Origin of the sequence: Kitasatospora sp. NPDC056800 (assembly GCF_042789775.1) — a bacterium.
Lineage (GTDB): Bacteria > Actinomycetota > Actinomycetes > Streptomycetales > Streptomycetaceae > Kitasatospora.
On sequence record NZ_JBHUAL010000100.1, the window covers coordinates 1 to 25801 of the forward strand.

General features: G+C 74.2%; 18 protein-coding genes. 4 read left to right on the top strand and 14 right to left on the bottom strand.

The window, feature by feature from the left end; genetic code table 11:
* Positions 1-50: 50 nt before the first annotated feature.
* The 7 genes from ACFRQN_RS21995 to ACFRQN_RS22025 all read right to left on the bottom strand — a co-directional run bounded on the left by ACFRQN_RS21995 (position 51) and on the right by ACFRQN_RS22025 (position 9890).
* Positions 51-1703, bottom strand: coding sequence for an RNA polymerase sigma factor (locus ACFRQN_RS21995; protein ID WP_380741608.1), 1653 nt, complete (start codon positions 1701-1703; stop codon positions 51-53).
* Between the two features lie 598 nt (positions 1704-2301).
* Positions 2302-3234: a FadR/GntR family transcriptional regulator gene (locus ACFRQN_RS22000; RefSeq protein WP_049650790.1), complete on the bottom strand. Its 933-nt coding sequence runs from the start codon at positions 3232-3234 to the stop codon at positions 2302-2304.
* Between the two features lie 189 nt (positions 3235-3423).
* Entirely contained in the window at positions 3424-4329 is a 906-nt protein-coding gene (locus ACFRQN_RS22005) for a hypothetical protein (protein ID WP_380741609.1), read from the bottom strand.
* Positions 4330-4332: 3 nt separating this feature from the next.
* Positions 4333-5979: an ATP-binding cassette domain-containing protein gene (locus ACFRQN_RS22010; protein WP_380741610.1), complete on the bottom strand. Its 1647-nt coding sequence runs from the start codon at positions 5977-5979 to the stop codon at positions 4333-4335.
* 120 nt (positions 5980-6099) lie between these two features.
* A complete protein-coding gene (locus ACFRQN_RS22015) occupies positions 6100-6594 on the bottom strand; it encodes a hypothetical protein (RefSeq protein ID WP_380741611.1) in 495 nt (164 codons plus the stop codon).
* A 219-nt stretch (positions 6595-6813) separates the two neighbouring features.
* On the bottom strand, positions 6814-7572 hold the full coding sequence (locus tag ACFRQN_RS22020; RefSeq protein WP_049659772.1) for an NUDIX domain-containing protein: 759 nt from the start codon (positions 7570-7572) through the stop codon (positions 6814-6816).
* Between the two features lie 191 nt (positions 7573-7763).
* Entirely contained in the window at positions 7764-9890 is a 2127-nt protein-coding gene (locus tag ACFRQN_RS22025; RefSeq protein ID WP_380741623.1) for a glycogen debranching N-terminal domain-containing protein, read from the bottom strand.
* Positions 9891-10652: 762 nt separating this feature from the next.
* Between ACFRQN_RS22025 and ACFRQN_RS22030 the strand changes: the two genes are divergently transcribed.
* Positions 10653-11966, top strand: a complete 1314-nt coding sequence (locus tag ACFRQN_RS22030) for an alpha/beta fold hydrolase (protein WP_380741612.1) — start codon at positions 10653-10655, stop codon at positions 11964-11966.
* A 34-nt stretch (positions 11967-12000) separates the two neighbouring features.
* On the opposite strand, the gene ACFRQN_RS22035 is transcribed toward ACFRQN_RS22030, so the two are convergent.
* Positions 12001-13566, bottom strand: a complete 1566-nt coding sequence (locus tag ACFRQN_RS22035; protein WP_380741613.1) for a DUF4192 family protein — start codon at positions 13564-13566, stop codon at positions 12001-12003.
* Between the two features lie 229 nt (positions 13567-13795).
* On the opposite strand from ACFRQN_RS22035, the gene ACFRQN_RS22040 reads away from it, so the two are divergent.
* Together ACFRQN_RS22040 and ACFRQN_RS22045 are read left to right on the top strand one after the other, a co-directional pair.
* The gene (locus ACFRQN_RS22040; RefSeq protein ID WP_380741614.1) at positions 13796-15991 is read left to right on the top strand and encodes a RecQ family ATP-dependent DNA helicase; all 2196 of its coding nucleotides are present in this window, start codon (positions 13796-13798) and stop codon (positions 15989-15991) included.
* A 363-nt stretch (positions 15992-16354) separates the two neighbouring features.
* Positions 16355-17074: a hypothetical protein gene (locus tag ACFRQN_RS22045; protein ID WP_380741624.1), complete on the top strand. Its 720-nt coding sequence runs from the start codon at positions 16355-16357 to the stop codon at positions 17072-17074.
* 147 nt (positions 17075-17221) lie between these two features.
* Here the strand turns inward: ACFRQN_RS22045 and ACFRQN_RS22050 are convergent, their stop codons facing one another.
* The 3 genes from ACFRQN_RS22050 to ACFRQN_RS22060 all read right to left on the bottom strand — a co-directional run bounded on the left by ACFRQN_RS22050 (position 17222) and on the right by ACFRQN_RS22060 (position 19476).
* Positions 17222-17875 carry a hypothetical protein gene (locus ACFRQN_RS22050; RefSeq protein WP_380741615.1) on the bottom strand — a complete coding sequence of 218 codons (654 nt, stop codon included), beginning with the start codon at positions 17873-17875 and terminating at the stop codon, positions 17222-17224.
* A gap of 101 nt (positions 17876-17976) precedes the next feature.
* The gene (locus tag ACFRQN_RS22055; RefSeq protein WP_117489735.1) at positions 17977-18675 is read right to left on the bottom strand and encodes a ribonuclease HII; all 699 of its coding nucleotides are present in this window, start codon (positions 18673-18675) and stop codon (positions 17977-17979) included.
* Between the two features lie 129 nt (positions 18676-18804).
* A complete protein-coding gene (locus ACFRQN_RS22060; RefSeq protein ID WP_380741616.1) occupies positions 18805-19476 on the bottom strand; it encodes a TetR/AcrR family transcriptional regulator in 672 nt (223 codons plus the stop codon).
* A gap of 344 nt (positions 19477-19820) precedes the next feature.
* Here ACFRQN_RS22060 and ACFRQN_RS22065 point away from each other — a divergent pair, with 344 nt between their 5' ends.
* Positions 19821-21368: an MFS transporter gene (locus ACFRQN_RS22065; protein WP_380741617.1), complete on the top strand. Its 1548-nt coding sequence runs from the start codon at positions 19821-19823 to the stop codon at positions 21366-21368.
* Positions 21369-21516: 148 nt separating this feature from the next.
* Here ACFRQN_RS22065 and ACFRQN_RS22070 read toward each other — a convergent pair whose 3' ends face one another.
* From ACFRQN_RS22070 to ACFRQN_RS22080, 3 genes are all read right to left on the bottom strand, one after another.
* The gene (locus ACFRQN_RS22070; RefSeq protein ID WP_380741618.1) at positions 21517-23040 is read right to left on the bottom strand and encodes a DUF4153 domain-containing protein; all 1524 of its coding nucleotides are present in this window, start codon (positions 23038-23040) and stop codon (positions 21517-21519) included.
* Between the two features lie 610 nt (positions 23041-23650).
* Complete coding sequence (locus tag ACFRQN_RS22075) at positions 23651-24688, bottom strand: carbohydrate ABC transporter permease (protein ID WP_380741619.1); 1038 nt, start codon at positions 24686-24688, stop codon at positions 23651-23653.
* Positions 24685-25737 (bottom strand): carbohydrate ABC transporter permease, encoded by a 1053-nt coding sequence (locus ACFRQN_RS22080; RefSeq protein ID WP_079272796.1) that lies wholly within the window; start codon positions 25735-25737, stop codon positions 24685-24687. Before ACFRQN_RS22080 ends, ACFRQN_RS22075 begins: the two co-directional genes overlap by 4 nt.
* Between the last annotated feature and the right edge of the window lie 64 nt (positions 25738-25801).

Consider the following 25801-nt stretch of genomic DNA (forward strand, 5'->3'; position numbering starts at 1 on the left):
CTCCCGGAGCCGTGCGGCTCCGGGCCTTCGCGTGGAACGACTGCCGTCGATCAGTCCAGGTAGTCGCGCAGCACCTGGGAGCGCGACGGGTGGCGCAGCTTCGACATGGTCTTCGACTCGATCTGGCGGATGCGCTCACGGGTGACCCCGTACACCTTGCCGATCTCGTCCAGCGTCTTCGGCTGGCCGTCGGTCAGGCCGAAGCGCATCGAGACCACGCCCGCCTCGCGCTCGGACAGGGTGTCCAGCACCGAGTGCAGCTGCTCCTGGAGCAGGGTGAAGGAGACCGCGTCGGCCGGGACGACCGCCTCGGAGTCCTCGATCAGGTCACCGAACTCGCTGTCGCCGTCCTCGCCCAGCGGGGTGTGCAGCGAGATCGGCTCACGGCCGTACTTCTGGACCTCGATGACCTTCTCGGGGGTCATGTCGAGTTCCTTGGCCAGCTCCTCCGGGGTGGGCTCGCGGCCCAGGTCCTGGAGCATCTGGCGCTGGACGCGGGCCAGCTTGTTGATGACCTCGACCATGTGCACCGGGATGCGGATGGTGCGGGCCTGGTCGGCCATGGCGCGGGTGATCGCCTGGCGGATCCACCAGGTGGCGTAGGTCGAGAACTTGTAGCCCTTGGTGTAGTCGAACTTCTCGACCGCACGGATCAGACCGAGGTTGCCCTCCTGGATCAGGTCCAGGAAGAGCATGCCGCGACCGGTGTAGCGCTTGGCCAGCGAGACCACGAGGCGGAGGTTGGCCTCCAGCAGGTGGTTCTTGGCCCGGCGGCCGTCCTCGGCGATGATCTCCAGCTCGCGCTTGAGCTTCGGGGCGAGCTTGTCGGCGGCCGAGAGCTTGTCCTCGGCGAACAGGCCGGCCTCGATGCGCTTGGCGAGCTCGACCTCCTGCTCGGCGTTGAGCAGCGGGACCTTGCCGATCTGCTTCAGGTAGTCCTTGACCGGGTCGGCGGTGGCGCCGGCGACGGCGACCTGCTGGGCCGGCGCGTCATCCTCGTCGTCGTCGGAGAGGACGAAGCCCTCCGACTCCTCCTCCGGAGCGGTGCCCTCGGCCTCGGTCTTGTCGCCGGGCAGCGCGACGTCCTCGAGCAGCTCCTCCTCGCCGAGCAGCTCCTCGTCGCCCTTGGCGGTCTTGCCGGCGGCGGTCTTCTTGGCAGCGGTCTTCTTGGCCGGCGCGGCGGTCTTCTTGGCCGCGGCCTTCTTGGCCGGCGCGGCCTTCTTCGCGGGAGCCGCCTTCAGCTCGGAGCCGACCGCGGTCCTCCCCTCGGCGGTGATCTCGGCGGAGACGGTGGGAGCCGAGGCCGTGGCGGCCGCGACGGCCGGCGCCGCGACGGGAGCGCCGGGGGCGATCCGCACGGGCGGCTTGGTCGGGGCCGACGGGGCGGCCGGGGTCCGGGTGGTGACAGCCTTGGTGGCGGTGCGCTTGGTGGGGCTCTTGGCAGCAACGCTCTTGCGCTTGGCGCCGGCCGGTTCGGCCGCGCTGACCATGAGGTCCACCCCCTCCTCAATCAGCACCTGGTTGAGGCTGCGCATGACGTTCTTCCACTTGGTGACCGGGATCTGGTCCGCCTCGAACGCCTGGCGCACGTCGTCACCGGCGATCTGCCCCTGGGCCTTGCCCCGCTCGATGAGCGCCAGCAGAGCCGCGGACTCGGCGATCTCGGGGGGAAGCGAACGGGATGTGCTGGCCGACACGAACAACCTCTCGGACGATGAGTGGATCTCGAACCCGTACCGGCCGCCCGAGCGGGCGGGGAAGGAGATCGCGCGTCGGACGCGCGGTGTCGATTCCGACCGACTCGGGCTTGAGGACTGGGTTTGCAGGACGGCAGCAGCGCCGCGGACCAACACAGCATTCTGACATGTTGGAGTATTCCGGAGCTGCTTCCGCTCAGGACACATCGCTGCTACTCGTCAAGTGTTACGCATGGCCTTCGTGTCGCGGGTCACACCGACCCGGCGCCCGCAACCCGGGGCCGCTTCCATCATCGCGCACTCGCGGGGTGAACTGTTGTCATGGACAAGCCGCGAAACGGGCTCGTCCTTCGCCGGCCCGCCTTCCCGGGCCCGGTGACCCCTCCCGGGCGCGGCCGGCTCGCCCAGCTTCTCCCTGGCTCCCCCAGCTCCGGCTTCCCCGTCCTTCTCCCGCCCCCGGCGTTCCCCACGTTCTCCCGGCTCCGGTCGACCCGAGGGGTGACGGCATGCGGAGGCCCCCCGGCTGCGCCGCACGATGCGACCGGAGGGCCCTGGCGGAGCGGACCGCCGCCAGCCGGCGCCTCCGCTCGTGGAAACAGCCCGTTCAGTGCTCCCTGGGCGCGGGGACGGACGGCTCGACCTCGGGATGGACGGTGAGCAGCGCCCGCATCGCGACCTCGCCCGCGGTGCCGTCGCCGGCGCCCAGCGCGTCCACCAGCCGGGCGTGCAGGCCGACCGAGGACTCGGAGGGCCGCTCGCAGGAGATCGCCGGGCCGCCCGAGACCTGCAGCGCGCAGGCGACGATCCCGGACAGGTGCTCCAGCATCCGGTTGCCGGCCATCTGGAGGATCAGGCCGTGCAGCTCGGCGTCGGCCCGGGTGTACGTGGAGAGGTCGGCCTGGGAGGCGGCGTGGCCCATGATCTCGACCAGCTCGACCAGGCGCTGCTGGACGTCCTCCCGGCCGTGGCCGGCGGCGAGCCGGGCGGCCAGCGGCTCGATCGCCCAGCGGAGCTCGAACAGCTCCCGGCGCTGCTCGTCCCGCTGCGGACCGAAGGCGCGCCACTCGATGATGTCCGGGTCCAGCAGGTTCCAGTCGCCGACCGGACGGACCCGGGTGCCGACGTTCGGCCGGGCGCTGACCAGGCCCTTGGCCTCCAGCACGCGCAGCGACTCGCGGACGACGGTCCGGGAGACCTCGAACCGCTGGCCGATCTCCTCGGGCACCAGCGGGCGGTCGGCACCGAGATCGCCGGAGACGATCATCTGGCCGAGCTGCTGGACCAGCTGGCCGTGCAGACCGCGGCCGCGGCTGCTGGTGGTCTTGCGGCCGACCCGGCCGATGTCGGACTCGGCGCCCTCCCAGCGGGGCGCCGGCGGGGTCGGCCGGTCGGCGTACGAGAAGCGGTCCAGGTCGCCGGGACCGTGGATGGGCCCATCGGCGGAACGGGCGGGGGTCATGGTGGGGTGCGCAAGGGTACTCACGCCTCCTTTGTCGGCGATCCGCAGGCGTGGCTTGAGAATTCTCGTGAAAAGCACACGAAAGGGTGATCGACCGTGACTGGATAATTGACTTCTTATCAGGAAGAACCGCGCATTACGGTCACTGCTGGTCGATCTTGGTAGCCACGGGCAGGACCGCACCCCGGGGGCTTCCGCAGGACCGGACAGGGCCGCCCACGGGTGCGGCGCCGCGCGGGAGGCCCTGCGCGATGCGCAGCCACGGGCCTACAGGGCGCGGCGGCGGGCCTGGACCAACAGGGCGGCGAGCAGCAGGAGCCCCGCGGGGGCCGCGACCGCGGCGAGCAGCGCCGGATCGGTCAGCGCCGCGCTCCCGGCCACCGCCTCGCGCGCACCGCCGTACACCCAGCCGTAGGCCCACTCGATCCCGGACTGGAACGGCAGCAGCTCGGCCGCCCGGGTCGGCCACGGCCTGCCGGTGTGACGCAGCAGCAGGGCGACGCCGGACTCCAGCAGCGGCGGCAGCGCGCACAGCAACAGCACCCCGGCCGCGGCGCTGCGGGTCAGCGAGGCCGTCAGCACCCCGGTCCAGGCCGCCACCACGGTGAGCAGGACGAAGGCCAGCAGGGCGGCGGGCACCCCGTGACTGGCCGTCAGGCCGAGCGGGGAGAACACGCCCGGCAGGTCGGACAGCCCGGACAGCCCGGCGCCGGTCACCGCCGCGGACACCCGGTCCGACAGCGCGGCCGGGTCCGCCCAGGCCTCCACGGTGACACCGTCCGGCAGCGCGAGGTGCACGGCCAGCGTGTCGAGCAGCAGGGTGGTCAGCGCCAACAGGGCCGCCACCGGCCCGATCACCAGCAGCTTGGCCAGCAGCAGTCGCACCCGGCGCGGGTACGACACCTGCGAGGCCGGCAGCCCCGGGTGGCGCACCTCGTGCCCGTACGAGAGCGCGCCCAGCACCCCGGCGCCGAGCGCCGCGAAGGGCAGCGGGACCAACGGGACGGCAGCGGTCAGCAGCCGCACCCCGGCCGGGGCGGCCAGCGGGCCGTCCGGGGCCTGGTCCGCCAGGACGGCGGCCACAACGGCGTCGCCGAGCAGCACGGCGGCAAGCAGCAGCCAGGTGGAACGCAGGCCGCGCAGGCGGCGCAGCTCGTAGGCCAGGACACGCACGGTTCACTCGCTCCGGTGGTCGTCGGGGGTGGCGGGGGCAGGGGCTGCGGGGATGGCGGGGGCCGTGGGGGCGGCGGGGGGCTGGGCGGTGGAGACCCGGACGACGCTCGTGCCCGAGACGGGGCGACGGAGGCGGACGGTGTCGTCGGTGAGCAGGTCGTCGGCGCTCAACCGGCGGCCCGGCGGCCGAACCCGGGCGGACGGCTGCGGCAGGGCCGGGGCCGGGTCGTCGCGGAAGAGCCGGTCGACGGCGACGGTGGGCGCGGGGGCGGGATTGGCGGGGGCGTCGGACCCGGCCTCCGCGGTCGGCTCCGGGCGACGGCCGACGGGCCCGGGGCGGCGGCCCGCCGAACCGAGGACGGGGAGCGCGGCGGCGGGGAGCGCGGCGGCGATTGCCACGGCGGGCAGGGCGCGGGTGGGCAGGGAGCCGTCCTCCCGGCGGCGGGGGGCGTTGCGCTTCGGGGCGGTGGCGGCACGGGGGACGGAGGCGGTGGCTCCGGGGGTAATGGCTTCGGGGACGGAGGCTTCGGGGGCGAAGACGGTGGCCGGCTCGGCCGGAGTCGTCACGGCTCCGACCGGGGTGGGCTCGGCGGCCGGCTCGGGGATCCGCTCGGCGGCCGACTGCGGGCCTGGCTCCGACTTCGGTTCCGGGCTCGGTGCCGGGTCCGGTTCCGGGTTCGGTTGCTCGGCCGGCTCCGGGCTCGGCCCCGCCCCGGGTTCCGGGTGGAGGCGGAGGTGGCCGGAGCGGCCCGAGCCGGCCGGCAGGACGACCCGCGGCGCCGGCTGCTCGACCACCCGGTCCGCCAACTCGTGCAACAGGATCCCGTGACGGTAGGCGAGTTCGCCGATCTCGGTGCGGTCGATGCCGGCCACCGCGAGGCCCACGCTGCCGTCCCGTCGGACGTCCGCGCCCTGGCTGACCAGCAGGTCCGCCAGCCGCGCCATCTGCGGCCCCCGGACAGCCACTTCGGGGCTGAGCCTGGTCCGCCGGAACTCCGCGACCGGCTGGTCGGCCACCAGTCGGCCGCGGTCCAGGGTGACCACCCGGTCCGCGAGCTGCGAGGCCTCCTGCGGCGTGCGGGTGGTCACCAGGACCGTTCCGCCGGCGGCCCCGAAGGAGCGCAGGAAGGAGTGGAACCACTCGACGTTGCGCGGTGACAGGCCGTCGGCGGGCCCGTCCAGCAGCAGCGCGCCGGGGTCGCCGAGCAGGGCGGCGGCCAGGGCCAGGCGGCGGTGCATGCCGGGCGAGAAGGTGCGCAGCCGCTGCCCGGCGACGGCGGCCAGCCGGGTCTGCTCCAGCAGTTCGTCGGCCCGCCGGGCCGGGACGCCGACGGCCGCGGCGAGCATCCGCAGGTGGCTGCGCGCCTTGCGGCCCGGATGTCCGGCCACCGCGGCCTCCCCGGTGCCGGGCAGCAGCACCCCCACCTCGCGCTCGGGGTGGCGCAGCCGACGGTAGCGGCGGCCGTCGAAGAGCGTGACGCCCTGGCCGCGTTCGAGTTCGAGCATCAGCCGCAGGGCGGTGGACTTGCCCGCCCCCTCGGCGCCGAGCAGCGCGGTCACCGTGCCGGGCCGGGCGTCGAAGGTCAGGTCGAGCACTGCGGGCGGAGCGCCCTTGCGGTAGACCTTGGTCAGTCCGGTGATCTGGATCATCGCTGGCTGCTCCCGTGCCCTCGGCCGAGCTGTTCGACGCGGAGCACCCCTGACGGGCGGGCATGCACCCGCGCGGCTCCGCGCCAGCACATTAGGGGGCGGCGACGGCTATTCCGGGCATTACGGGAACGGCACGGGCCCGCCGGCTGCCCACCTCACCCGATCAGGGGACAATCCGATCCTGCGATTCACGGTCGACCGGTCCGTTCCGGGTCCCGGCGGAGTCGGTTGCTTCGGTGACTTCGGTGGCTCCGGTGGCCTCGGTGGTGCCGGTGGTGTCGGCAGCTTCGGTGGCGCCGGACGGGCGGGGCTCCGTGTCCGCTGAGGGGTGCGGCCCCTACCGGGAAGGCCAGGGCGGTGGCGGGAGCTGCTCACCGCCGCACCCGCGTGGAACTCGTCGACGGCTGCCTGCCCCTCGACCACGATCTCGCCCAACCGCTCCCGCTCGGCGGCCAGCCGTTCCTCGACGGCGGCGATCGACTCGGGCGCCGCGTGCTCGGCCTGCAGCTCGGCCAGTTCCTTCTCCGTTGCGGTGGTGGTCCTGTCCAGGCTCCGGTAGTCCGCCGCCAGCCCCTCGATGAGGATTCGCTGGTTGGCGCAGTCCTTGATGGCCATCGCGGGACTCCCTGGGCCGGAGGCCTCCGGCCCAGGCGGTCGGAGCGTCCACCGACACTCTGCGCCGACGCCCCCGGGTCCGCAGCCAGACCAGGCCATTCGGCTGCCCGATGCCGCGCAACGGCAGGTCGGTACCGCGTCCGGGCGGACCGGGCGCAGGGCCTGGCGGAGGGCTTGGCAGAGGGCTGAGGACAGGACCGGGCACAGGGCCCGCCGGGGTCAGGACTCCGGGCGGAGCATGGGCGGGTTGAGGACGGTTGCACCGCCAGCGGTGAACAGCTGGGCCGGACGGCCGCCCTGACGGGTCGTCGTGCCGCCCGAGGGCAGCAGGAAGCCGGGGGTACCGGTGACCTTGCGGTGGAAGTTCCGCGGGTCCAGCACCACGCCCCAGACCGCCTCGTAGACCCGGCGCAGCTCACCGACGGTGAACTCGGTCGGGCAGAAGGCGGTGGCGAGGGAGGAGTACTCGATCTTGGAGCGAGCGCGTTCCACACCGTCGGCGAGGATCAGGCCGTGGTCGAAGGCGAGCGGGACGCCGTCGGCCGGGTTCTCCCCGAGGAGTTCGCCGACCGGGGCCCAGCGGGCGCCGCTGGCGTCGCCGCCGGCCCGGGGCGTCGGCAGGTCGGGGGCGAGCACCAGGTAGGCGACGCTGACCACGCGCATCCGGGGGTCGCGCTGCGGGTGGCCGTAGGTGGCGAGCTGCTCGAGGTGGGCGCCGGCCGCACCGGGGCCGACCGCGTCCTGGCCGGGGGCGGTGTGGGCGCGCAGGCCGGTCTCCTCGGCCAGCTCACGGGAGGCGGCCTCGGCCAAGCCCTCGTCCGGGCGGACGAAGCCGCCGGGCAGCGCCCAGTACCCCTGGAACGGCGGCTCGCCTCGTCTGACCAGCAGGGCGCAGAGCGAGTGGTCGCGCACCGTCAGCACCACGAGGTCAACCGTGACAGCGAACGGGGGGAAGGCCGACGGATCGTAGCGCGACATGGCGACGATCATAGTCGTCTCTCTGACGATAAGCACAGGCCCGTACGCGGCCGCTCCTGGCCGGAGGCCCCTCGCCCGACCCGGCGCGGTTCGTGTACGGCCGCGCCGGGCCGGGAGCGGACGGGACCGGTGCCGGTGACCCGGTGTCACCGACACCGGTCCCGGACGGGCGGCGGCGGGCGGCGGCGGGCTCAGCGGGCGACGAGTTGCAGATCCTCGGACGCCTCCTCCACCATCGCCACGCCGATCCTGCTCACCCGGACGGAGAAGGGCTCGCCCGCCACCCGCAGACCGGTCAGCTCCAGCTCGCCGAGCGGTGCGGTGCTGGCCGGGCGGACCAGCACCCGGCCGCCCGGGACGTCGGGCCGGACCCCGGCGAGGGCGAACACCGCGTGCACGGCACCGGCTGCGGAAACCGCCGCCGGGCGGCAGGCGGCCGGGTGCGGCACCGGCGGGCAGCCGGGGGTGCGCTGCTCCCCCGCGTACATCTCCGGCAGGCGCCCCTCGAAGTGGGCGCTCGCGGCGAGCAGGCCCTCCAGCAGGGTGCCGGCCTCGTTCTCGTGACCGGCCTCGGCCAGGCCGGCGACCGCCAGCGCCGTCTCGTGGACCCGCACCGCGCCGCCGCGGTGGCCCAGCGGGTTGAAGCGGAGGGACTTGGCGCTCAGAGTGCGCAGGCCCCAGCCGCTGTCCAGCTCCGGCGCGACCAGGCGCTGGGCGAGCAGCCGGGTCTGCTCGCGGTCCAGCAGGCTCTCGTGCCGGCCGCCGTCGACGGCGAGCCCGGTGTCCAGCAGGTGCACCAGGGAGGAGGCGACGGCGGGCAGCGGCTGGCCGCCCGGGGCCAGCCCGGCCGCGGGGCGGCCGCCGGAGAGGTCGTCGACCCAGAACCGCTCGCGGAAGCGCCGGCGCAGCGCGGCGGCCCAGCCGCGCCAGTCCTCGGCGCCCGGTCGGCCGAAGGCCTCCAGCAGCTCGGCCCCGTGCAGGGCGGCGCGGTGGGCCTGCGCCTGGACCTCGGCGCGGGCGGCGACCGGGTGGGCGGAGCGCTCCTCGGCCGGGCGGCTCAGGTCGGTGACGAAGCCGTCGACCAGACCCTCCCGCAGGGCGGCCAGGGCCCGCTCGGCGGTCGGCAGCAGCTCGGCGACCTCGGCCGGGGGCAGGCCCCAGCGCCAGGCCTCGGCCAGCACGGTGACGAACAGCAGGGTGGCCTCGGTGGCCGTGCAGGTGGGTGGTAGCTCGGGACCGCCGTGGCGCAGGGCGCCGGGCAGCAGGCCCTCGGTGCGGCCCGGGGCGGGGACGAGCTGCTGGCGGCGGGCCAGCGCCCGGAGGGTGCCGGCCGCCAGCCGGGTGCCGAGCGGCAGGGTCAGCCGGGCGGCCCAGAGCGCGTCGGCCGGGGCGAGGCCGAAGCGCCAGGGCGATCCGGAGGCCGGGTAGAGGTCGGTCGGGCGGTCCGGGTCGGCGAACAGCAGCCCGCCGAGGGCGTCCAGCGAGCGGGAGACCAGTGGGGCGGCCCGAGTGTCGTCGCTGCGGACCTCCGGCTCGGACCAGGGCAGTGGCGCGCCGGTGCCGCGGCCACCCGGCGGGCGCGGGCCGCCGGCGGCGGTCTCCAGCTCGGTGTGCAGCTCGACCGACCAGCGGGCGCCCGGCTGGACCTCCAGGTCCCAGCGGAGCACGCCGGCGCCGGCCAGGACGGCGTGCGGGGAGGGTTGGGCGCTGACCACGGCGCTGTGCACCGGGCCCGTCCAGCGCAGTCCGGCGGACTGCACCTGCCCCGGCAGGTCGGGCTGGCGGTGCCCGGCCGCGATCTCGGCGACCGGGCCGAGGTCGGTGCCGAGGGCTATCTCCAGTGGCAACCGGGCGGGCCGGGGACCGGTGTTGCGCACGACCACGGTCTCCACGCCGTCCGCGTGCCGCAGCCGCTCGACGGTGAGTGCCGGATCCGGGTCGAGGTCGCCGGGGATGCGGACGGCGCCGAGGAAGCGGGCCTGGGCGGTGCTGGTCAGGGTGCCCTGGAGCGGCAGCGGCTCCATGCCGCCCAGCCGCAGCTCCATCCGGGCGAGCACCCGGACGCCGTTGCGGTAGAAGCCGTGCAGGCCGTGGCCGCGCAGCTGGCCGTCCGGGCCGGAGGCGGCCATCGCCGGGGCGTTGACGCAGATCACCGCGTGGTGGACGGCGGGCGGCTGCGGCCGCGGCGGGGCCGCGGCTCGGCCCGGGCCGAGCGGTGCGCCCGCGGGCCCGGCTGCCGGGGCTTGGTCGTGGCGGCCCACCGGCCTGGGCGGCGCGCCGACCACGCTTTCGGCCGGCATGGCCTGTGGTGGCCTCATGGCGGTCACCGGACTCTCCTCCCCTCGGCGGTCCGGTGGCCGGGTCAGGCCGGTGGGCCGCGAGCATGCTCGATCGCGTGCTGATGATGCCGGGCCGACGGGGCCGTCCCGTCGGCGGGTGTGCCGTTTCTGGCCGTACCCGGTGACGGGTCGTGCCATGCGGTGCTCGGTACCGGGCCGGTACCGGCGCGCCGCGCCTTCGTTCCCGGGGCCCCTCGCCGTGGCCCGGCACGCCGTCAGGTCCGGCGGCCCGGTCGGCCGGTGACGCCCTTCCCCCGCGGCCCACACCCGCCGTGACGCTCGGCCCCCTGGTGGCCACCGGTCATGGTGCCGCACGCGGCCGCCGACGGCTGCCGGTGTCCGGGCGCTCGGGTCCGCACCGCCCGGTGATCGGCCCGCCCGAACCGGGCGGAGACCCCCGGAGTGAACGCCGCGCACCGCCACCAGGTCACGCCCCGCCGCTGCGCCGCTGGTCGGGACGGTTCTGCCGGGCGGCCGTACAGCTTCCGTCGGAACGTCACCGGGGCCTCGGCGCGGGCGCGTCACCGTCCGCGATCCGGGGCCGGCACTCGTCTTGCGGGCCGCCGTCGGGCCCGCTCGGGGCGGTCGTCGGCCGGGGTCGGCCGACCGGTCGGACGGACGGGGCGGTCGAACCGGTGCTCGACCGCCGCCAGGATACGGTGCGGGGGTCGCGGCCCCCGCACCCGGTGACCCCGTGAACCGCGACGCCATCGCTGTGACCAGCAGAGACCGAGGAGTTGCATGTCCACCATCAGCCGGCTGCCCGGGATTGTCACGACCGACCACGTGTTCCAGCTGCCGCTCGACCACGCCGCCCCGCAGGGCGAGCAGATCGAGGTGTACGCCCGCGAGGTGGTCGCCGCCGGCCGCGAGCGGGCCGACCTCCCCTGGCTGGTCTACCTCCAGGGCGGGCCGGGCGGCAAGGCCGCCCGGCCGCTCGGCCGGGACTCCTGGCTGGAGCGCGCCCTGGACGACTACCGGGTGCTCCTGCTCGACCAGCGCGGCACCGGGCGGTCCACCCCCGCGACGCGGCAGACCCTCGCCCGGCGCGGTGGTCCGCAGGAGCAGGCGGACTACCTGGCCCACTTCCGCGCGGACTCGATCGTCCGGGACGCCGAGCTGATCCGCGAGCGGCTGCTCGGCGCCGACCGGCGCTGGAGCGTGCTGGGCCAGAGCTTCGGCGGCTTTTGCACCCTCACCTACCTCTCCATCGCCCCCGAGGGCCTGACCGAGGCCTTCATCACCGGTGGCCTCTCCGGCCTCGGCAGCTCGGCCGACGACGTCTACCGCGCCGCCTACCCGCGGGTGGTCGGCAAGAACGAGGGCCACTACGCCCGGTTCCCGCAGGACGTCCAGGCGGTGCGCCGGATCGCGGCCCACCTCGCCGACTCCCCCGCGACCCTGCCGGACGGCGGGCTGCTCACCGTCGAGGCGTTCCAGGCGCTCGGCATGCTGCTCGGCGGCGGCAACGGCTCCGGCACGCTGCACTACCTGTTGGAGGAGGCCTGGGTGGAGGGCGCGGCCGGGGCCGAGCTCTCCGACACCTTCCTGGCCGGCGCCCAGGCCCAGCTCTCCTTCGCGGGCGGCCCGCTCTACGCGGTGCTGCACGAGTCGATCTACGGCCAGCGGTCGGTGGACCAGGGCGGCACCGCCTGGGCGGCCGAGCGGGTCCGCAAGGAGTTCCCGCAGTTCGACGCCCGGGCCGCGCTGGAGTCCGACGCGCCGGTGCTGTTCACCGGGGAGATGATCTACCCCTGGATGTTCGACACCGACCCGGCGCTGCGCCCGCTGAAGGAGACCGCGGACCTGCTCGCCGCCCGCACCGACTGGCCCGACCTGTACGACCGGGTGCGACTGGCCACCAACACCGTGCCGGTCGTGGCGGCCGTGTACCACGACGACATGTACGTGGACACCGCCGACTCGCTGGAGACCGCCCGCGCGGTGCGCGGCCTGCGGACCTGGATCACCAACGAGTGGGAGCACGACGGCCTTCGGATGAGCGGCGGCACGGTGCTGGACCGCCTGATCAAGATGGCGCACGGCGAGGCGTAGCGGCCCTCGGGCCGGCGCCGCGGCGCGGAGCGGCTCAGTGCGCACGGTGGCCTCCTCCCGCCGCCCGCCGGACGCCCCGGCAGCGGTGGTGGCCGGTCCGGGCGGCGGCGGGCACGCAGGCCGCCCGGCCGAGCCGCAGGCCCCGGGCGAACCGCTCCCCGGCCACCCTGGCGTGCCCGGGCGCCACGGCCCGTCCGGGCGCCGACAGAAGGGCGACCGCCCCGGCGCCACCGCCGTCCGGCTCCGGGCCTCCCGAGCCGTCCGGGGCGCCCTGACCCGGATCCGTCGGTACCGACGCCGTGGACGAGCCCTTCCGGCGACCACCACGCCGGTGCCGCCGCGCGCCGGCCGACCGCCCGGGCCGCTCACCGGGGACCTCGTCGGCGCCCGGGGCGGCGGGCCCGGGACCCGCGTCGTCGCGGAGGGGCGCCCCCTGGGCGGGCGGCGGCACCTCGGCGTTCGGCGCTCCGCCCGCCGGAGGCCGCGGCTCCTCGCCCGGGACCGTAGCGACCCCGGGCCCCTCGCGCCGCCGACGCTGGGCCTCGACGGCGGCCAGCAGCCCCTGGGGCGTCATGCCGTCGTTGAGCGACTCGTAGAGCAGCTCGGCCAGCAGGTAGCCCGGGGCGAGCCGCAGGACGTGCCCGAGCACGACCCGGGCCGTCGCCGTGTCCCCGGCGACCCAGGACGTCCAGGCCAGCAGGGTGAGCGGGGCCACCGCACAGCCCTCGTACGGCGGCACGGCCCTCCGGGCGAGGAAGCGCCAGAGCCGCTCGGCCGGGGCCAGTTCGTCGGGCCTGGCGTACTCGACGCCGCGGTCCCGCACCAGGCGGTCCCGCAGGGCGAGCAGCAGCTGGGCCGTCCGGTCCGCGTCGAGTTCCCTGGCTCCGGCCCGGAACTCGGCGAAGGCCTGGTCGAGCAGGGCGAGGCGCTGCTCCCTGGCGAGGGCGTCCACGGCCTCGGCCCGGGCGAGCGCCTCGCGCTGGGCGGCGTCCGCCGGCGGACCGACCGGGTCCAGCCCGCCGATGATGGCCTTGCGGCTGCCGCGCGGCACCAGGCCGGCCACCGTCGCGGCGGCGGCCGCCGGACCGGGCTCCGGGCTGCGCCGCACCGGATTGCCCGCCGCGTCGCAGCACCCGTCGCCACGGCAGAGGAAGGACCACCAGCGGCCGTCCGAGACGCACAGCGCCTCCTTGACGGCCACGCCCCGGCGCCCGAAGGCCGCCCGGAGGGCCTCCGCCAGCGGCCGCAGCCCGTCCACCACCGGCGGGGCGTGGGCCGTACCGCGGTCCTGGCAGAGGTAGAGGAGCACCTGGAGCGGCCGGGCGCCGTGCCGCTCGGAGAGGGCGACCAGCAGGGCGGCCGTCTCCTCCGCCGCGGCCGGCCACTGCGCGGGCGACCGCGGCAGGTCCGCCCGGATCACCCCGCCCTGGTGCAGGCCGGGGCCGTGGAGCCCCACCGCGACGATGCTGTCGTCGGGGTAGAAGCCCAGGAAGTACGGAAGCAGCTCGGCCATGTCGGCCGGGCCGCGCATGACGACCTGCCGGTGGTCGGAGGCCGGTCCGAGGGACAGAATGACGTGTTCGTTGTTCATCGCGTTCATGGCCGCAAGAGTGGACGCAATCCGCGAACGATGTCGGAACCGACTTTTTTCCTGTGGATAACTCCGCCCCCGAATTTTCCCTCACTCATTCGGAGCAGGCGACACTCCCTCCCGCGAGTGGATTTTGACCGCCGTTCAGCGGATCAGCGGATGAAATACACCCCGCCTTCCCCCGTCTCCGCTCCCTGGCATTCGTCGCTTGTCGGCGGTACGGGGTTACATGGACGCCATGCAGCAGCCCGACATCCACACCACCGCCACCGCCGACCGCGCCGAGGTCCGGGCGCGGGCCGAGGCCGTCCTGCGCGAGCTCGCCGGCCCCGGAGCCACCCTGCGCGAGGACCAGTGGACGGCCATCGAGGCCCTCGTGGTCGACCACCGCCGCGCCCTGGTCGTCCAGCGCACCGGCTGGGGGAAGTCCGCCGTCTACTTCATCGCCACCGCCCTGCTCCGGGCCCGCGGCGCCGGGCCGACGGTGATCGTCTCACCGCTGCTCGCCCTGATGCGCAACCAGGTCGAGTCGGCCGGCCGGGCCGGCATCCAGGCCCGCACGATCAACTCGGCCAACACCGACGAGTGGACCGCGATCCAGGAGGAGGTCGCCGACGGGAAGGTCGACATCCTGCTGGTCAGCCCCGAGCGGCTGAACAACCCGGACTTCCGCGACCAGGTGCTGCCCGAGCTCGCCGCCTCCACCGGCCTGCTTGTGGTCGACGAGGCCCACTGCATCTCGGACTGGGGGCACGACTTCCGCCCCGACTACCGCCGGCTGCGCACCATGCTCGCGGACCTGCCGCCCGGCGTCCCGGTGCTGGCCACCACCGCCACCGCCAACGCCCGGGTCACCGCGGACGTAGCCGAGCAGCTCGGCACCGGTACCACCGACGAGCACGCCCTGGTGCTGCGCGGGCCGCTCGACCGGGAGAGCCTCACCCTGGGCGTGCTCTCCCTGCCCGACCCGGCGCACCGCCTCGCCTGGCTGGCCGACCACCTCGACCGGCTCCCCGGCTCGGGCATCGTCTACACCCTGACGGTGGCCGCCGCCGAGGAGGTGACGGCCTTCCTGCGCGAACGTGGCTTCCCGGTGGCCTCCTACTCCGGCCGCACCGAGGACGCCGAGCGCCGCACCGCCGAGGCCGACCTGCTGGCCAACCGGGTCAAGGCGCTGGTCGCCACCTCCGCGCTCGGCATGGGCTTCGACAAGCCCGACCTCGGCTTCGTGGTGCACCTCGGCTCGCCCAGCTCGCCGATCGCCTACTACCAGCAGGTCGGCCGGGCCGGGCGCGGAGTGGACCGGGCCGAGGTACTGCTGCTGCCCGGGCGCGAGGACGAGGCGATCTGGCGCTACTTCGCCTCGCTGGCCTTCCCCCCGGAGGATCAGGTGCGCCGCACCATCGACGCGCTGGCCGAGGCCGGCCGGCCGCTCTCCACCGCCGCTCTGGAGCCCCGGGTGGACCTGCGCCGGGCCCGGCTGGAGACCATGCTCAAGGTGCTCGACGTGGACGGCGCCGTCCGCCGGGTCAAGGGCGGCTGGACGGCCACCGGCCAGAGCTGGGAGTACGACACCGCCCGCTACGCCAAGGTCGCCGCCTCCCGGGAGGCGGAGCAGCGGGCGATGCGCGACTATGCGGCGGGCACCGGCTGCCGGATGGAGTTCCTGCGCCGCCAGCTGGACGACGAGGAGGCCGCGCCGTGCGGCCGGTGCGACAACTGCGCGGGGCCGCTGCACACCCCGGACGTCTCCGCCGAGGCGCTGGCCGCCGCCCGGGCCGCGCTCGGCCGCCCGGGCGTGAGCTTCGAGCCCCGACGGCTCTGGCCGACCGGGATGGACGCGCTCGGGGTGCCGCTCAAGGGCCGGATCCCGGCGGGCGAGCAGGCGGAGACCGGCCGTGCGCTCGGCCGGCTGTCCGACATCGGCTGGGGCAACCGGCTGCGCGCCCTGCTCGCCGAGCAGGCGCCGGACGTGCCGGTGCCCGGCGAGGCGGTGGACGCCCTGGTGGCGGTGCTCGCCGACTGGGCCCGCGGTCCGGGCGGTTGGGCCGGGCCCGCGACCACGGAGGGAGCCCGGCTGGACCGACCGGTCGGCGTGGTGACGATGGCCTCCTCCGCCAGGCCCCGGCTGGTCGGCAGCCTGGGCACGCGGATCGCCGAGATCGGGCGGCTGCCGCTGCTCGGCCGGATCGAGTACGCCGGCGGGCTGCCCCCGCACGGCGCCCGCAGCAACAGCGCTCAGCGGCTGCACTCGCTGGCCGGCGCGCTGGTCCTGCCACCGGAGGTCGAGCAGGCGGTGGCGGCCGCCGGTGGGCCGGTGCTGCTGGTGGACGACCTCGTCGACTCGGGGTGGACGGTCACCGTGGCCGCCCGGCTGCTGCGCCGGGCGGGGGCGAGCGCGGTGCTGCCGCTGGTGCTGGCCGTGCAGGGGTGACCCGACGCCGGAAAACCGGCGAAGGAGCCCTCTCGTTCACTCGAATGGCCCAACAGAAAGGATCAAGCGAAGCGATTTCGATCACACCGGTCGAACGGCCCGAGAAAGGAGTGGTCACCGTGCCGATGACGGCTCACCCTGCCCTCCGGGCGTTGTGGATCAAGGCTCGGCGGCACCTCCACGGCGTTCGGGCGACTGTGGAACATATCCGGCAGACCATGGGCTATCGGATGGCGTTCATCATTTCATCGTTGCCGCTCCGCCCCCGATGCCCCGAGAATTGGGGGGTACCCGAAATCCGGTCCGCTGGACCCGCCCTTCGGCGTACCCAGGCACCCGCCTGCCCACGGGCCAGGAAGGAGGATCGTGATCAACGGTATCGGCCGAGGTCAGAATCCCTTCTCCGGGAGCCCGGAACCCAGACGGGTGCTGGACCTGGAGACCTGGACCGCCTCGGGGATCCCGTTGCTGCGCGACCCGCGCGAGTTCGTCGTGGAACTGCACCAGCGCCACCTGCCCCAGCCGGGCACCGTCGTGGTCGCCGTCCTGGACGCGCTCCACCACCTCGCCGCCTCGGCCTCGTTCACCCCCTGGCCGCACGACACCGACGGATGGCAGCACCGCAACGCGCTGCTGGCGAACCTGCGCCGGATCATCCCGCACGACCTGCGACTGCCCGAGCCGACCCGGACGGCCCTACTGCTGCGCTGCCGCGACGGCGCACCCGGCTGGACGGTGCAGGACGGCGCCTGGATGTGGGCGCTGCGGGACGCGTCCGCACTGCACGGACTGCGCTGCGGGGCGTACATCGGACTCACCCCGGCGGGCTGGCAGGTCCTCGGGGACGGTCGGGGCGGGCGCAAGCCGCACTCGGGCTCCTGGGCCGAGGGGCCGGTGCACACCGTGACGGAACTGCCGCCGCGTTCGGCCCTGGAGGCCCCGCGTGGCCAGCGGACCCGCCTGCTGGCGGCCGACCAGGCCAAGCGCGGCGAGGACACGGCGCGCTCCCCGCAGTCCGAGCCCCCGTGGGCCGCGACGCGGGCCGCGACGGCCGAACCGACCCGCCGCACCAGCACGCGCTGAGTCCGCGGCAGCCCTCGGCCGTCGGGCCGTCAACACCGGCCTTCGACAACGGCCGTCGGCACCGTGCCGTCAGCCACCGGGGGCCGCGGGACGGACTTCGGGCCCGGCACCGTACGGCGGCGCCGGGCCCGAAGTGGACGGCTGTGGTCAGGCCTTGCCCGGGCGGCCCGGCGTGGTTCCGGCCGCGCCCTTCGCGGCCGGGCCGGCGTCGCCGCAGACCACCAGCAGCGCGGTCGCGTGGTCGAGCGCCTTGGCGTACGCCTCGGCGGCCCGGGCGGACGGTCCGCCGTTGACCACCAGGACGACCACCTCGCGACGGACCGGACGGGTCAGCGCGGCGTCCGCGTAGAACACGTCCCCGCCCTCCGCGAGCTGCGCCCAGTAGCGCTCCTCACCGAAGGACAGCTCGTGCTGCTGCCAGGGGTGCGCTTCGCCGACCGTCAGCACCAGGATGTCGCCCGGGTTGCGGCCGGACTCCAGCAGCAGGTCGACCGCGTCGTCGGCGCGCTCCACCGCCTGTGCCGGGGTGGCGGCGATCCGCTGGACCTCCACCCGCGGTTCGGCGGGGGCCGGGCGGCGCGGTGCCGGCCCGGGCTTGGGGACCAGTTGCGGCGGGCCCGGACGGGCGGCGCGCGGCGGGGCCGGGCGCGGGGGCGCCGGACGGGGTCCGGGCACCGGAGCCGGGGCGACGACGGTGGTGGGTGCGGTGGCGGGGGCTTGTGCGTCCGACTCGCGGAGGAAGGGAACGCCGGGGCCCGGGAGGCTCTCGTGAATCTCCGGCTCCTCGGGGAAGACAGGCATACCCGGATATCTATCAAATGCCGGTCGGACGCGCACGGGCACCCCACCCCTTGGGCGCCGGCCTCCTGCCGCCCCCTCCCGGGGCAATTCCAGACGGACCGTCAGAAACCGAGCGTCAACTGTTCGTCGGCGGACCCCTGGCCGTCGCCCGCACCCTCCCGAACGCGCTTGAGATGGCGCCACTTCGGCAGTCCGTCCATGTACGCCCAGGAGAGCCGGTGGTGCTCGGTGGGGCCGAACTCCTCCAGTGCGGCACGGTGCACCGGGGACGGGTAGCCGGCGTTGTCGGCGAAGCCGTAGTCCGGGTACCCCTCGCCCAGTTCGGCCATCAGGCCGTCGCGGTGGACCTTGGCGAGCACCGAGGCGGCGGAGACGCAGATGCAGGACTGGTCGCCCTTGATCACCGTGCGCACCCGCCAGGGTCCGCCGAGGTAGTCGTGCTTGCCGTCCAGGATCACCGCGTCGGGTTCGACCGGCAGCGCCTCCAGCGCGCGGACGGCGGCCAGCCGCAGCGCCGCCGTCATACCGAGCTCGTCGCACTCCTGCGGGGTGGCCTGCCCGAGCGCGTACGCGGTGACCCAATCGGCGAGGACGGGTGCGAGCGCGCGACGGCGCAGCTCGGTGAGCAACTTGGAGTCGGTCAGCCCTTCCGGCGCCTTGCGCAGACCGGTGACGGCCGCGCCCACGGTGACCGGCCCGGCCCAGGCGCCGCGCCCGACCTCGTCGAGACCGACGACGATCTTGGCGCCGGCCCGGCGGAGCGAGCGTTCGACGGAGTGCGTCGGGGGGACGATGGGCATGGCGTAATCCGTTCAGCGGGGGCAGCCTCCAGCCTAAGCCCGCTCACAACCGCCGAATCCGCCTCCCGGGAGGGAGGGGTCCGGGGGAGGCACCGGGTCCGGCAGTGCCCGGGCCCGGCACCGACCGCCTCAGGCCCGGATCATCGGCTCCAGCACCTCGTCCACCAGCCGACCGGCGAACCCCGGCCCCATGTTCTCCAGCCCGCGGATCTTGACCTGGTAGAGCAGTACCGCCGGAATGACGTCGGCCACCAGCGGGGTGGCCGCACCGGGCCGGACGTCGCCGCGCTCGGCACCGCGACGCAGGATCTCCAGGATGGTCCGCGCGGTCGGCTCGATGACCCGGTCGGTGATGAAGGCCTTGAAGACCTCGGCCCGCTCCTGGTCGATCTCGCCCATCAGCGCGTTGAGCGCGGAGCCCGTCCGGGAGGCCATCGCCTGCGTGAACCCCTCGATGAGCCGGTGGAGTTCGTCACGCGCGGACCCGAGGTCGGGGGTGTCGTAAGGGCGTGGAAGAGTGGCATCCAGGGCGTCGATGACGAGTTCGTCCTTGGACGCCCAGCGCCGGTAAAGCGCGGCCTTCCCGGTCCGCGCCGCGCCGGCGACCCCTTCCATGGTGAGCCGCGCGTATCCGCCGGAGGTGAGCTGGTCGAGGGCGGCCTCGAAGATCGCGTTCTCCAGTTCCTTCCCCCGGCGCCGCGCCGGCCGCGTCAGCGCCTGGCGGGCGGCCCGCACCGGACAGAAGCCCGGTTCGCCACCCGGCCCCGAGCCCGACCCGGCGCCCGACCCCCCTGACGCCACCCCGACACCCTCCTCCCCCGGTCGAACGGCCCCGGACCGGACAGCCCCGGACCGCACGGCCTCAGGCCGGAGGACCTCGGGCCGAACAGCCGCCTCTCCGGGCGCCGGCCCCGCCGAACCACCCGGCGACCGACCGGACCGGTCCGCCACCAGGCGTCGCACCAACCGCTCCATCGCCACCACCCTTAAGGAACGCTTGCGTTCACAATCACGGCCAGGATATCGTCCCGCTTAGTGAACGATCCCGTTCCTTCTCGGCCTGCGCAAGGGCGCAGTGCCATGCCCGGACCGGCGACTCCGCCGGCCCCGCACCACCGAGCACATAGCCAGCAGGGGGCACATTCGTGGCTATCTCCGACACGCTCAGCAAGAACCCACCACCGCGGACGAACCAGGGGCGGGGCAAGGGCATCACCCTGACCGTCATCGCCGCCACCCAGCTCATGGTGGTCCTCGACGCGACCATCGTGAACATCGCACTGCCGCACATCAGGGACGCCCTGGGCTTCTCGACCACCGACCTGTCGTGGGTCATCAACGCCTACACCCTGACCTTCGGCGGGCTGCTGCTGCTCGGCGGTCGAGCGGGTGACATCCTCGGCCGCCGAAGGGTGTTCATCTTCGGCACCCTGCTGTTCGGCCTGGCCTCGCTGCTCGGTGGTTTCGCGCAGGACAGCAGCCTGCTGCTGGCCGCCCGCGCGCTCCAGGGCATCGGCGGCGCGATCTGTTCCCCGACCGCCTTCGCCCTGATCGCCACCAACTTCGACGAGGGACCGGAACGCAACCGCGCGTTCGGCGTGTTCTCGGCGGTGGCGGGTTCCGGCGCCGCGATCGGCCTGCTGGCCGGCGGTCTGCTCACCGAGTACCTGAACTGGCGCTGGGTGTTCTTCGTCAACGTGCCGATCGCGATCCTGATCGCGATCGCCGCGCCGCGCCACATCGCCGAGTCCGAGCGCCACCCGGGCCGCTTCGACCTCCCCGGCGCCCTCACCTCGACGCTCGGCCTGGTCGGCCTGGTCTACGGGTTCATCCGGGCCGCCTCGGACGGCTGGTCGGACGGCATCACGCTCGGCTCCTTCGCGGCCGGCGCGATCCTGCTCGCCGCCTTCCTCGTGGTCAAGAGCCGCACCGACCAGCCGATCACCCCGATGCACCTGTTCGCCAACCGCAACCGCACCGGCGGCCTGGTGATGATGCTCTGCCTGGCGGCGGCCATGTTCGGCATCTTCTTCTACGTCGTGCTGTTCGTGCAGGGTCCGCTCGGCTACAGCCCGCTGAAGGCCGGTGTCTCCTTCCTCCCGATCAGCGTCGCGATCATCATCGCCGCGCAGATCGCCTCCAACCTCCAGGCCAAGTACGGCCCGAAGCCCTTCATGGCAGGCGGCGCACTGCTGGTCACCGTCGGCCTCACCTGGCTGACCCAGATGAGCAAGGACAGCGGCTACCTGGACGGGGTCCTCGGCCCCACGGTGGTGTTCGGCTTCGGCATGGGCCTGATCTTCGTCCCGGTGATGCTGCTCGCGGTCGCGGGCGTCCCGGGCGAGGAGACCGGCGCCGCCTCCGGCCTGCTCAACTCGATGCAGCAGATCGGCGGTTCGCTCGGCCTGTCGATCCTGACCACGGTCTTCGCGCACTACGCCACGGCCGAAGCCGCCGTGCAGCTGCCGAAGTTCATGGAGAGCGCGAAGCCTGAGCAGCTGGCCTACCTCCAGCAGCACCACGAATTCCCGCAGGGCACCGACGCCGCGAACACCGTGCTCACCCAGGGCATTTCGCACGGCTTCATCGTGGGCGCCGCGCTCGCGGCGGTCGCCCTGCTCGTCGCGGTCTTCGTGATCAAGGCCAAGGCCAGCGACCTGCCGAGCGGTTCCTCCGCCGTCGCGATGCACTGACACCGTCACCGTGCGCCGACGCCGCCACCGCGCGCCGACGCCGTAGGTGACGGACCGGCGCCGCACGACGCCAAGGGCCGGCCGGGAGCAGCACGCTCCCGGCCGGCCCTACCGCTGTCCGCGGCCCCCGCCTCCACCCTCGGGCGGTCTACCAGGCCTCGTACGCCAGCCCCGCCTGATCGCAGGCCGTACGGCCGACCGTCCTCGAGTCGACCCTCGGCCGCTCCGCCAGGATCTCCCGGGCCCGGGTGGCCGCGAGGTTGGTGGCGTACCAGGGCTTCGACTCCGCCCCCAGGCCCTGCCCGATCAGCTGCAGTGCACAGCTCCGCTGCGGCTCGGGGAGCCGGTCCAGGGCAGGCACCGCGTCCGCCGAAAGCCCGCGGACGTTGCGCAGGTCGATGGCCGCAGTGCGCGGGTCGTCCCGCAGGGCCTGCTCGTACCGGGTGACGTTCTGCTCGGCGACGATCGCGTCCGGGCCCATCAGGCCGTAGACCGCGACGGTGAGCATCCCGCTGAGGACGACGACGCGCGGCAGCCAACCGGCACGGCGGGTCAGCCCGGCGGCGATCAGCAGCAGGAAGACGGCACCCAGCCAGACCTCGACCACCAGCACCCAGAGCCGCAGCCTGGTGAGCCCGGAGGCGTCCACGTAGAACCACATCCGGCCGAGCGCCGAGGCGACCACGACCAGCGCCAGCAGGCAGAGCAGCCCGAGCAGGATCCGCGCCACCCGGCGGTCGGCCACGGTGGTGCGCGGCGCCCAGCGGTTGGCGACCGCCACCACGACCAGCGTCAGCACGGTGATCACGCTCAGCTGCCAGAAGCCCTGCCGGGCGTACTCGGAGCGGCTCATCCCCGTGTTGCTCAGCACGGCGTCCGCGCCGCCGAGCACCACCACGGCCTGGATCACCGCGAAGACACCGAACATCAGGTTCAGCCCGATCAGCGGAAGCGCCCACTCCAGCCGCCGCCGCTCCCGGCCCGGCCGGATCACCGTACGGTCCCAGCGGCGCGGGCCGGCGGCCATGTGCGCGAAGCCCAGCACGGTCACCGTTCCGAGCACGAACAGCGCGCCGCGCCCCGGGAGCTGGTCGAGGTCGAGATCCGGACTGAGACCGCCCAGCAGATCCGCCATGGCGGCGTCGGCGCTGGCGAACAGCAGGCCGAAGACGGTCAACAGGGCGGCGGCGACCCCGAGCGCCTTGAGCACCGGGACGATCCGGTCGCGGCCGGGCAGCGGCCGCCGGTCCATGCTCTCCCAGACCCAGACCACCGAGGACACCAGCTGCCACACGATGCCGGGCAGCGGGAACAGCACACCCGGCCAGCGACGGCCGCCGTGCAGCGCCAGCGAGGCCAGCGCCAGCGCACCGACCACGGCCGGCACCGCGGGCCAGCCGGCGTCCCACTGGGCCGGGACGGCGAGCAGGGCGAGGGCGAGCAGGCTCCACACCGCCGTCCAGGGTCGGATCCGGCGCCCGGCCGTCCGGGCGGCGATCCCCGCCCCAACCGCGGTGGCGGAGCCGAGCAGCAGCAGGTTGGGCCCCAGACCGTCGTAGAGCAGCCAGGCCGTCAGCAGGCCGGTGAGCAGGGCCGCCAGGAGGATCTTGGGGGTGGCCCCCGCCCGGCGCTCGGGGGCACTGGGGGCCAGCCACGCGGGAGGCGAGGGCACGGCCACGCCGGGCGCCCGGCCCGGGCCCGGCCTGCTCTGCGGGTGGGTACCCGCCGGGCGGTAGGGACCGTACGGGTCGAACGCGTCGTACGGATTGGACGACTGGGTCGGACCCGGCGCGACTGGATCGGGCGACCTGGTCGGGTCGGGTGACCCAGTCGGCCCCGGCGTGACGGGATCGGGCGACCCGGTCGGGTCGGGTGACCCAGTCAGGTCAGGAGACTCGGTCAACCCCGGTGCGACCAGATCGGACGACCCGGTCAGGTCGGGCGACTCAGTCAAGTCGGACGACCCAGTCGCCCCCGGCGCGATCAGGTCGGGCGACCCAGTCGAGTCAGGTGACCCAGTCGGATCGAGCGACTCAGTCGACCCCGGCGAGGTCGAGTCGGCCGACTCGGTCGGACCGGGCGAATCGGACGGGGCAGGCGTGGACGGGCCCGGCATGAGTCCCCCTCAGTGGTCGGCAGGCATGCGGACGCCACCCATCGGGCGGTCCGCGGACCGGCGCGCTCAGCGCCCGGCCGCTGCCGACTGTAGACCATTCTGAACAAGTTCAAAAATCAGTTTCGAACGTGTTCAGAATGCCCTCACCACCACAGGACTCCCCTGGCTACCCCTTCACCGATCCGGCCAGCAGCCCCCGGACGAAGTAGCGCTGGAGACTGAAGAAGACGATCAACGGAACGATGATCGACAGGAACGCCCCGGCCGTGAGCAGCTCCCAGCGCCCGCCGAGGGAGCCGGACAGCTGCGCCAGCCGCACCGTCATCGGCGCCACCTCCGGTGTGCCGCCCGCGAAGGTCAGCGCCACCAGCAGGTCGTTCCAGACCCACAGGAACTGGAAGATCGCGAACGAGGCCAGCGCCGGGGTGCACAGCGGCAGCACGATCGAGCGGAAGATCTTGAAGTGCGAGGCGCCGTCCACCACCGCGGCCTCCATCAGGTCGCGCGGCAGCTGGGCGATGAAGTTGTGCAGCAGGAACACCGCCAGCGGCAGCGCGAACATGGTGTGCGCCAGCCAGACCGGCGCGTAGCTCCCCTTCAAATCCACCGCCGGGATCAGCGTCAGCGAGCCCAGGTGCGCACCGCCGGCGAACAGCCGCAGCAGCGGGATGAGCGCCATCTGGAGCGGCACCACCTGGAGCGCGAACACCGTGAAGAAGACCGCGTCGCTCCCCCGGAACCGCACCCAGGCCAGCGCGTACGCCGCCATCGCCGCCAGTGCCAGCGGGAAGACCGTCGCCGGGACGCTGATCGCCAGCGAGTTGACCAGGAAGGGCATCAGGCCGGTGGAGGCGCCGGACCCGCCCTCGAACAGCACCGAGTGGTAGTTGCCGAGGCCGAGGTCCGGATGGAGGAAGGCGTTCCACCACCCGCTGGCTGTCACATCCTGCTTGGGGCGCAGAGAAGTCACCAGCAGGCCCAGCGTCGGGATCGTCCAGAGGACCGTCATCGCGATCACGAACACCGAGGCCAGCGGACTGCTGAAGGCCTTCCGCACCGGCTGCACCGACCGCGTCGACTTCACCGGCCGCACCGACCGCGCCGCCTTCACCGACCGCACCGACTCCACCGGCCGCACCGACCGCGCCGCCTTCACCGACCGCACCGACTCCACCGGCCGCTCCCGGCCGCCCGTCCCGGTCACCGGACCTCACGCTCCTTCCGCAGCTGCACGATGTTGTAGGCCACCAGCGGCAGCACCGCGAGGAAGAGGAGCACCGCGAGGGCACTGCCCCGGCCGGAGTTGAACTGCACGAAGGACTGCGAGTACATCTCGTTGGCCAGCACCTGGGTGCCGAAGTTCCCGCCGGTCATGGTGCGGACGATGTCGAAGGCCTTCAGGGTGATGATCATGACAGTGGTCAGTACGACCATCACCGTGGTGCGGATCATCGGCACGGTGACGTACCAGAACAGCCGCACCCCGCTCGCGCCGTCCAGCCGGGCCGCCTCCACCACCTCGTCCGGGATCGCCTTGATCGCCGCCGACAGCACCACCATCGCGAAGCCGGTCTGCACCCAGACCATCACCGCCATCAGCAGGAAGGTGTTCAGCGGCTGCGAGAGCAGCCAGTTCGGCGGATCGTCCCAGCCCACGGCGACGGCGAGTTGGCTGAGGAGGCCGATCTGCGGCTGGCCCGGCCCGCGCGACTCGTAGACGAACTTGAAGATGATCGACGCGCCGACCAGCGAGATCGCCATCGGCATGAAGATCAGCGACTTGTACACCGACTGGCCGCGCATCCGGTCGACCAGCAGCGCCAGCACCAGCCCCAGCCCGGTCGCCACGAGCGGCGCGACCACCAGCCAGAGCAGCGTGTTGACCAGCACCTTCTGCACCGAGTCGGAGGTGAGGGCCCAGCCGAAGTTCTCACCGCCGACGAACCGGGTGCCGTCGTCGTTCTGGAGGCTGAGGTAGACCGTGCGGACCAGCGGCACGACCAGGCCGACGGCCAGCAACAGCACCGCCGGGCCGAGGAACACCGCGACCGCCAGCGGTCGGGCCAGACGGCCCCGGGCCCGACCGGCGGCCAGGAAGACCACCAGCAGGATGCCCAGGAAGCCCGCGACGGCGCCGAAGGTGTTGCCGAACTTGACCGCCGCGTCGTTCCAGGAGCCGGCCGCCAGGTTCTCGGCGACCAGCCTCCCGGCGGCCGATTCGGCGACGGGTGACGGGAATCCGGTTACGGACATGGCTGCGCTTCCCTTCGGGTGTGGTGGGAAGGGGGGCGGGCGGTGCGGGTGGGTGGCCCCGCAC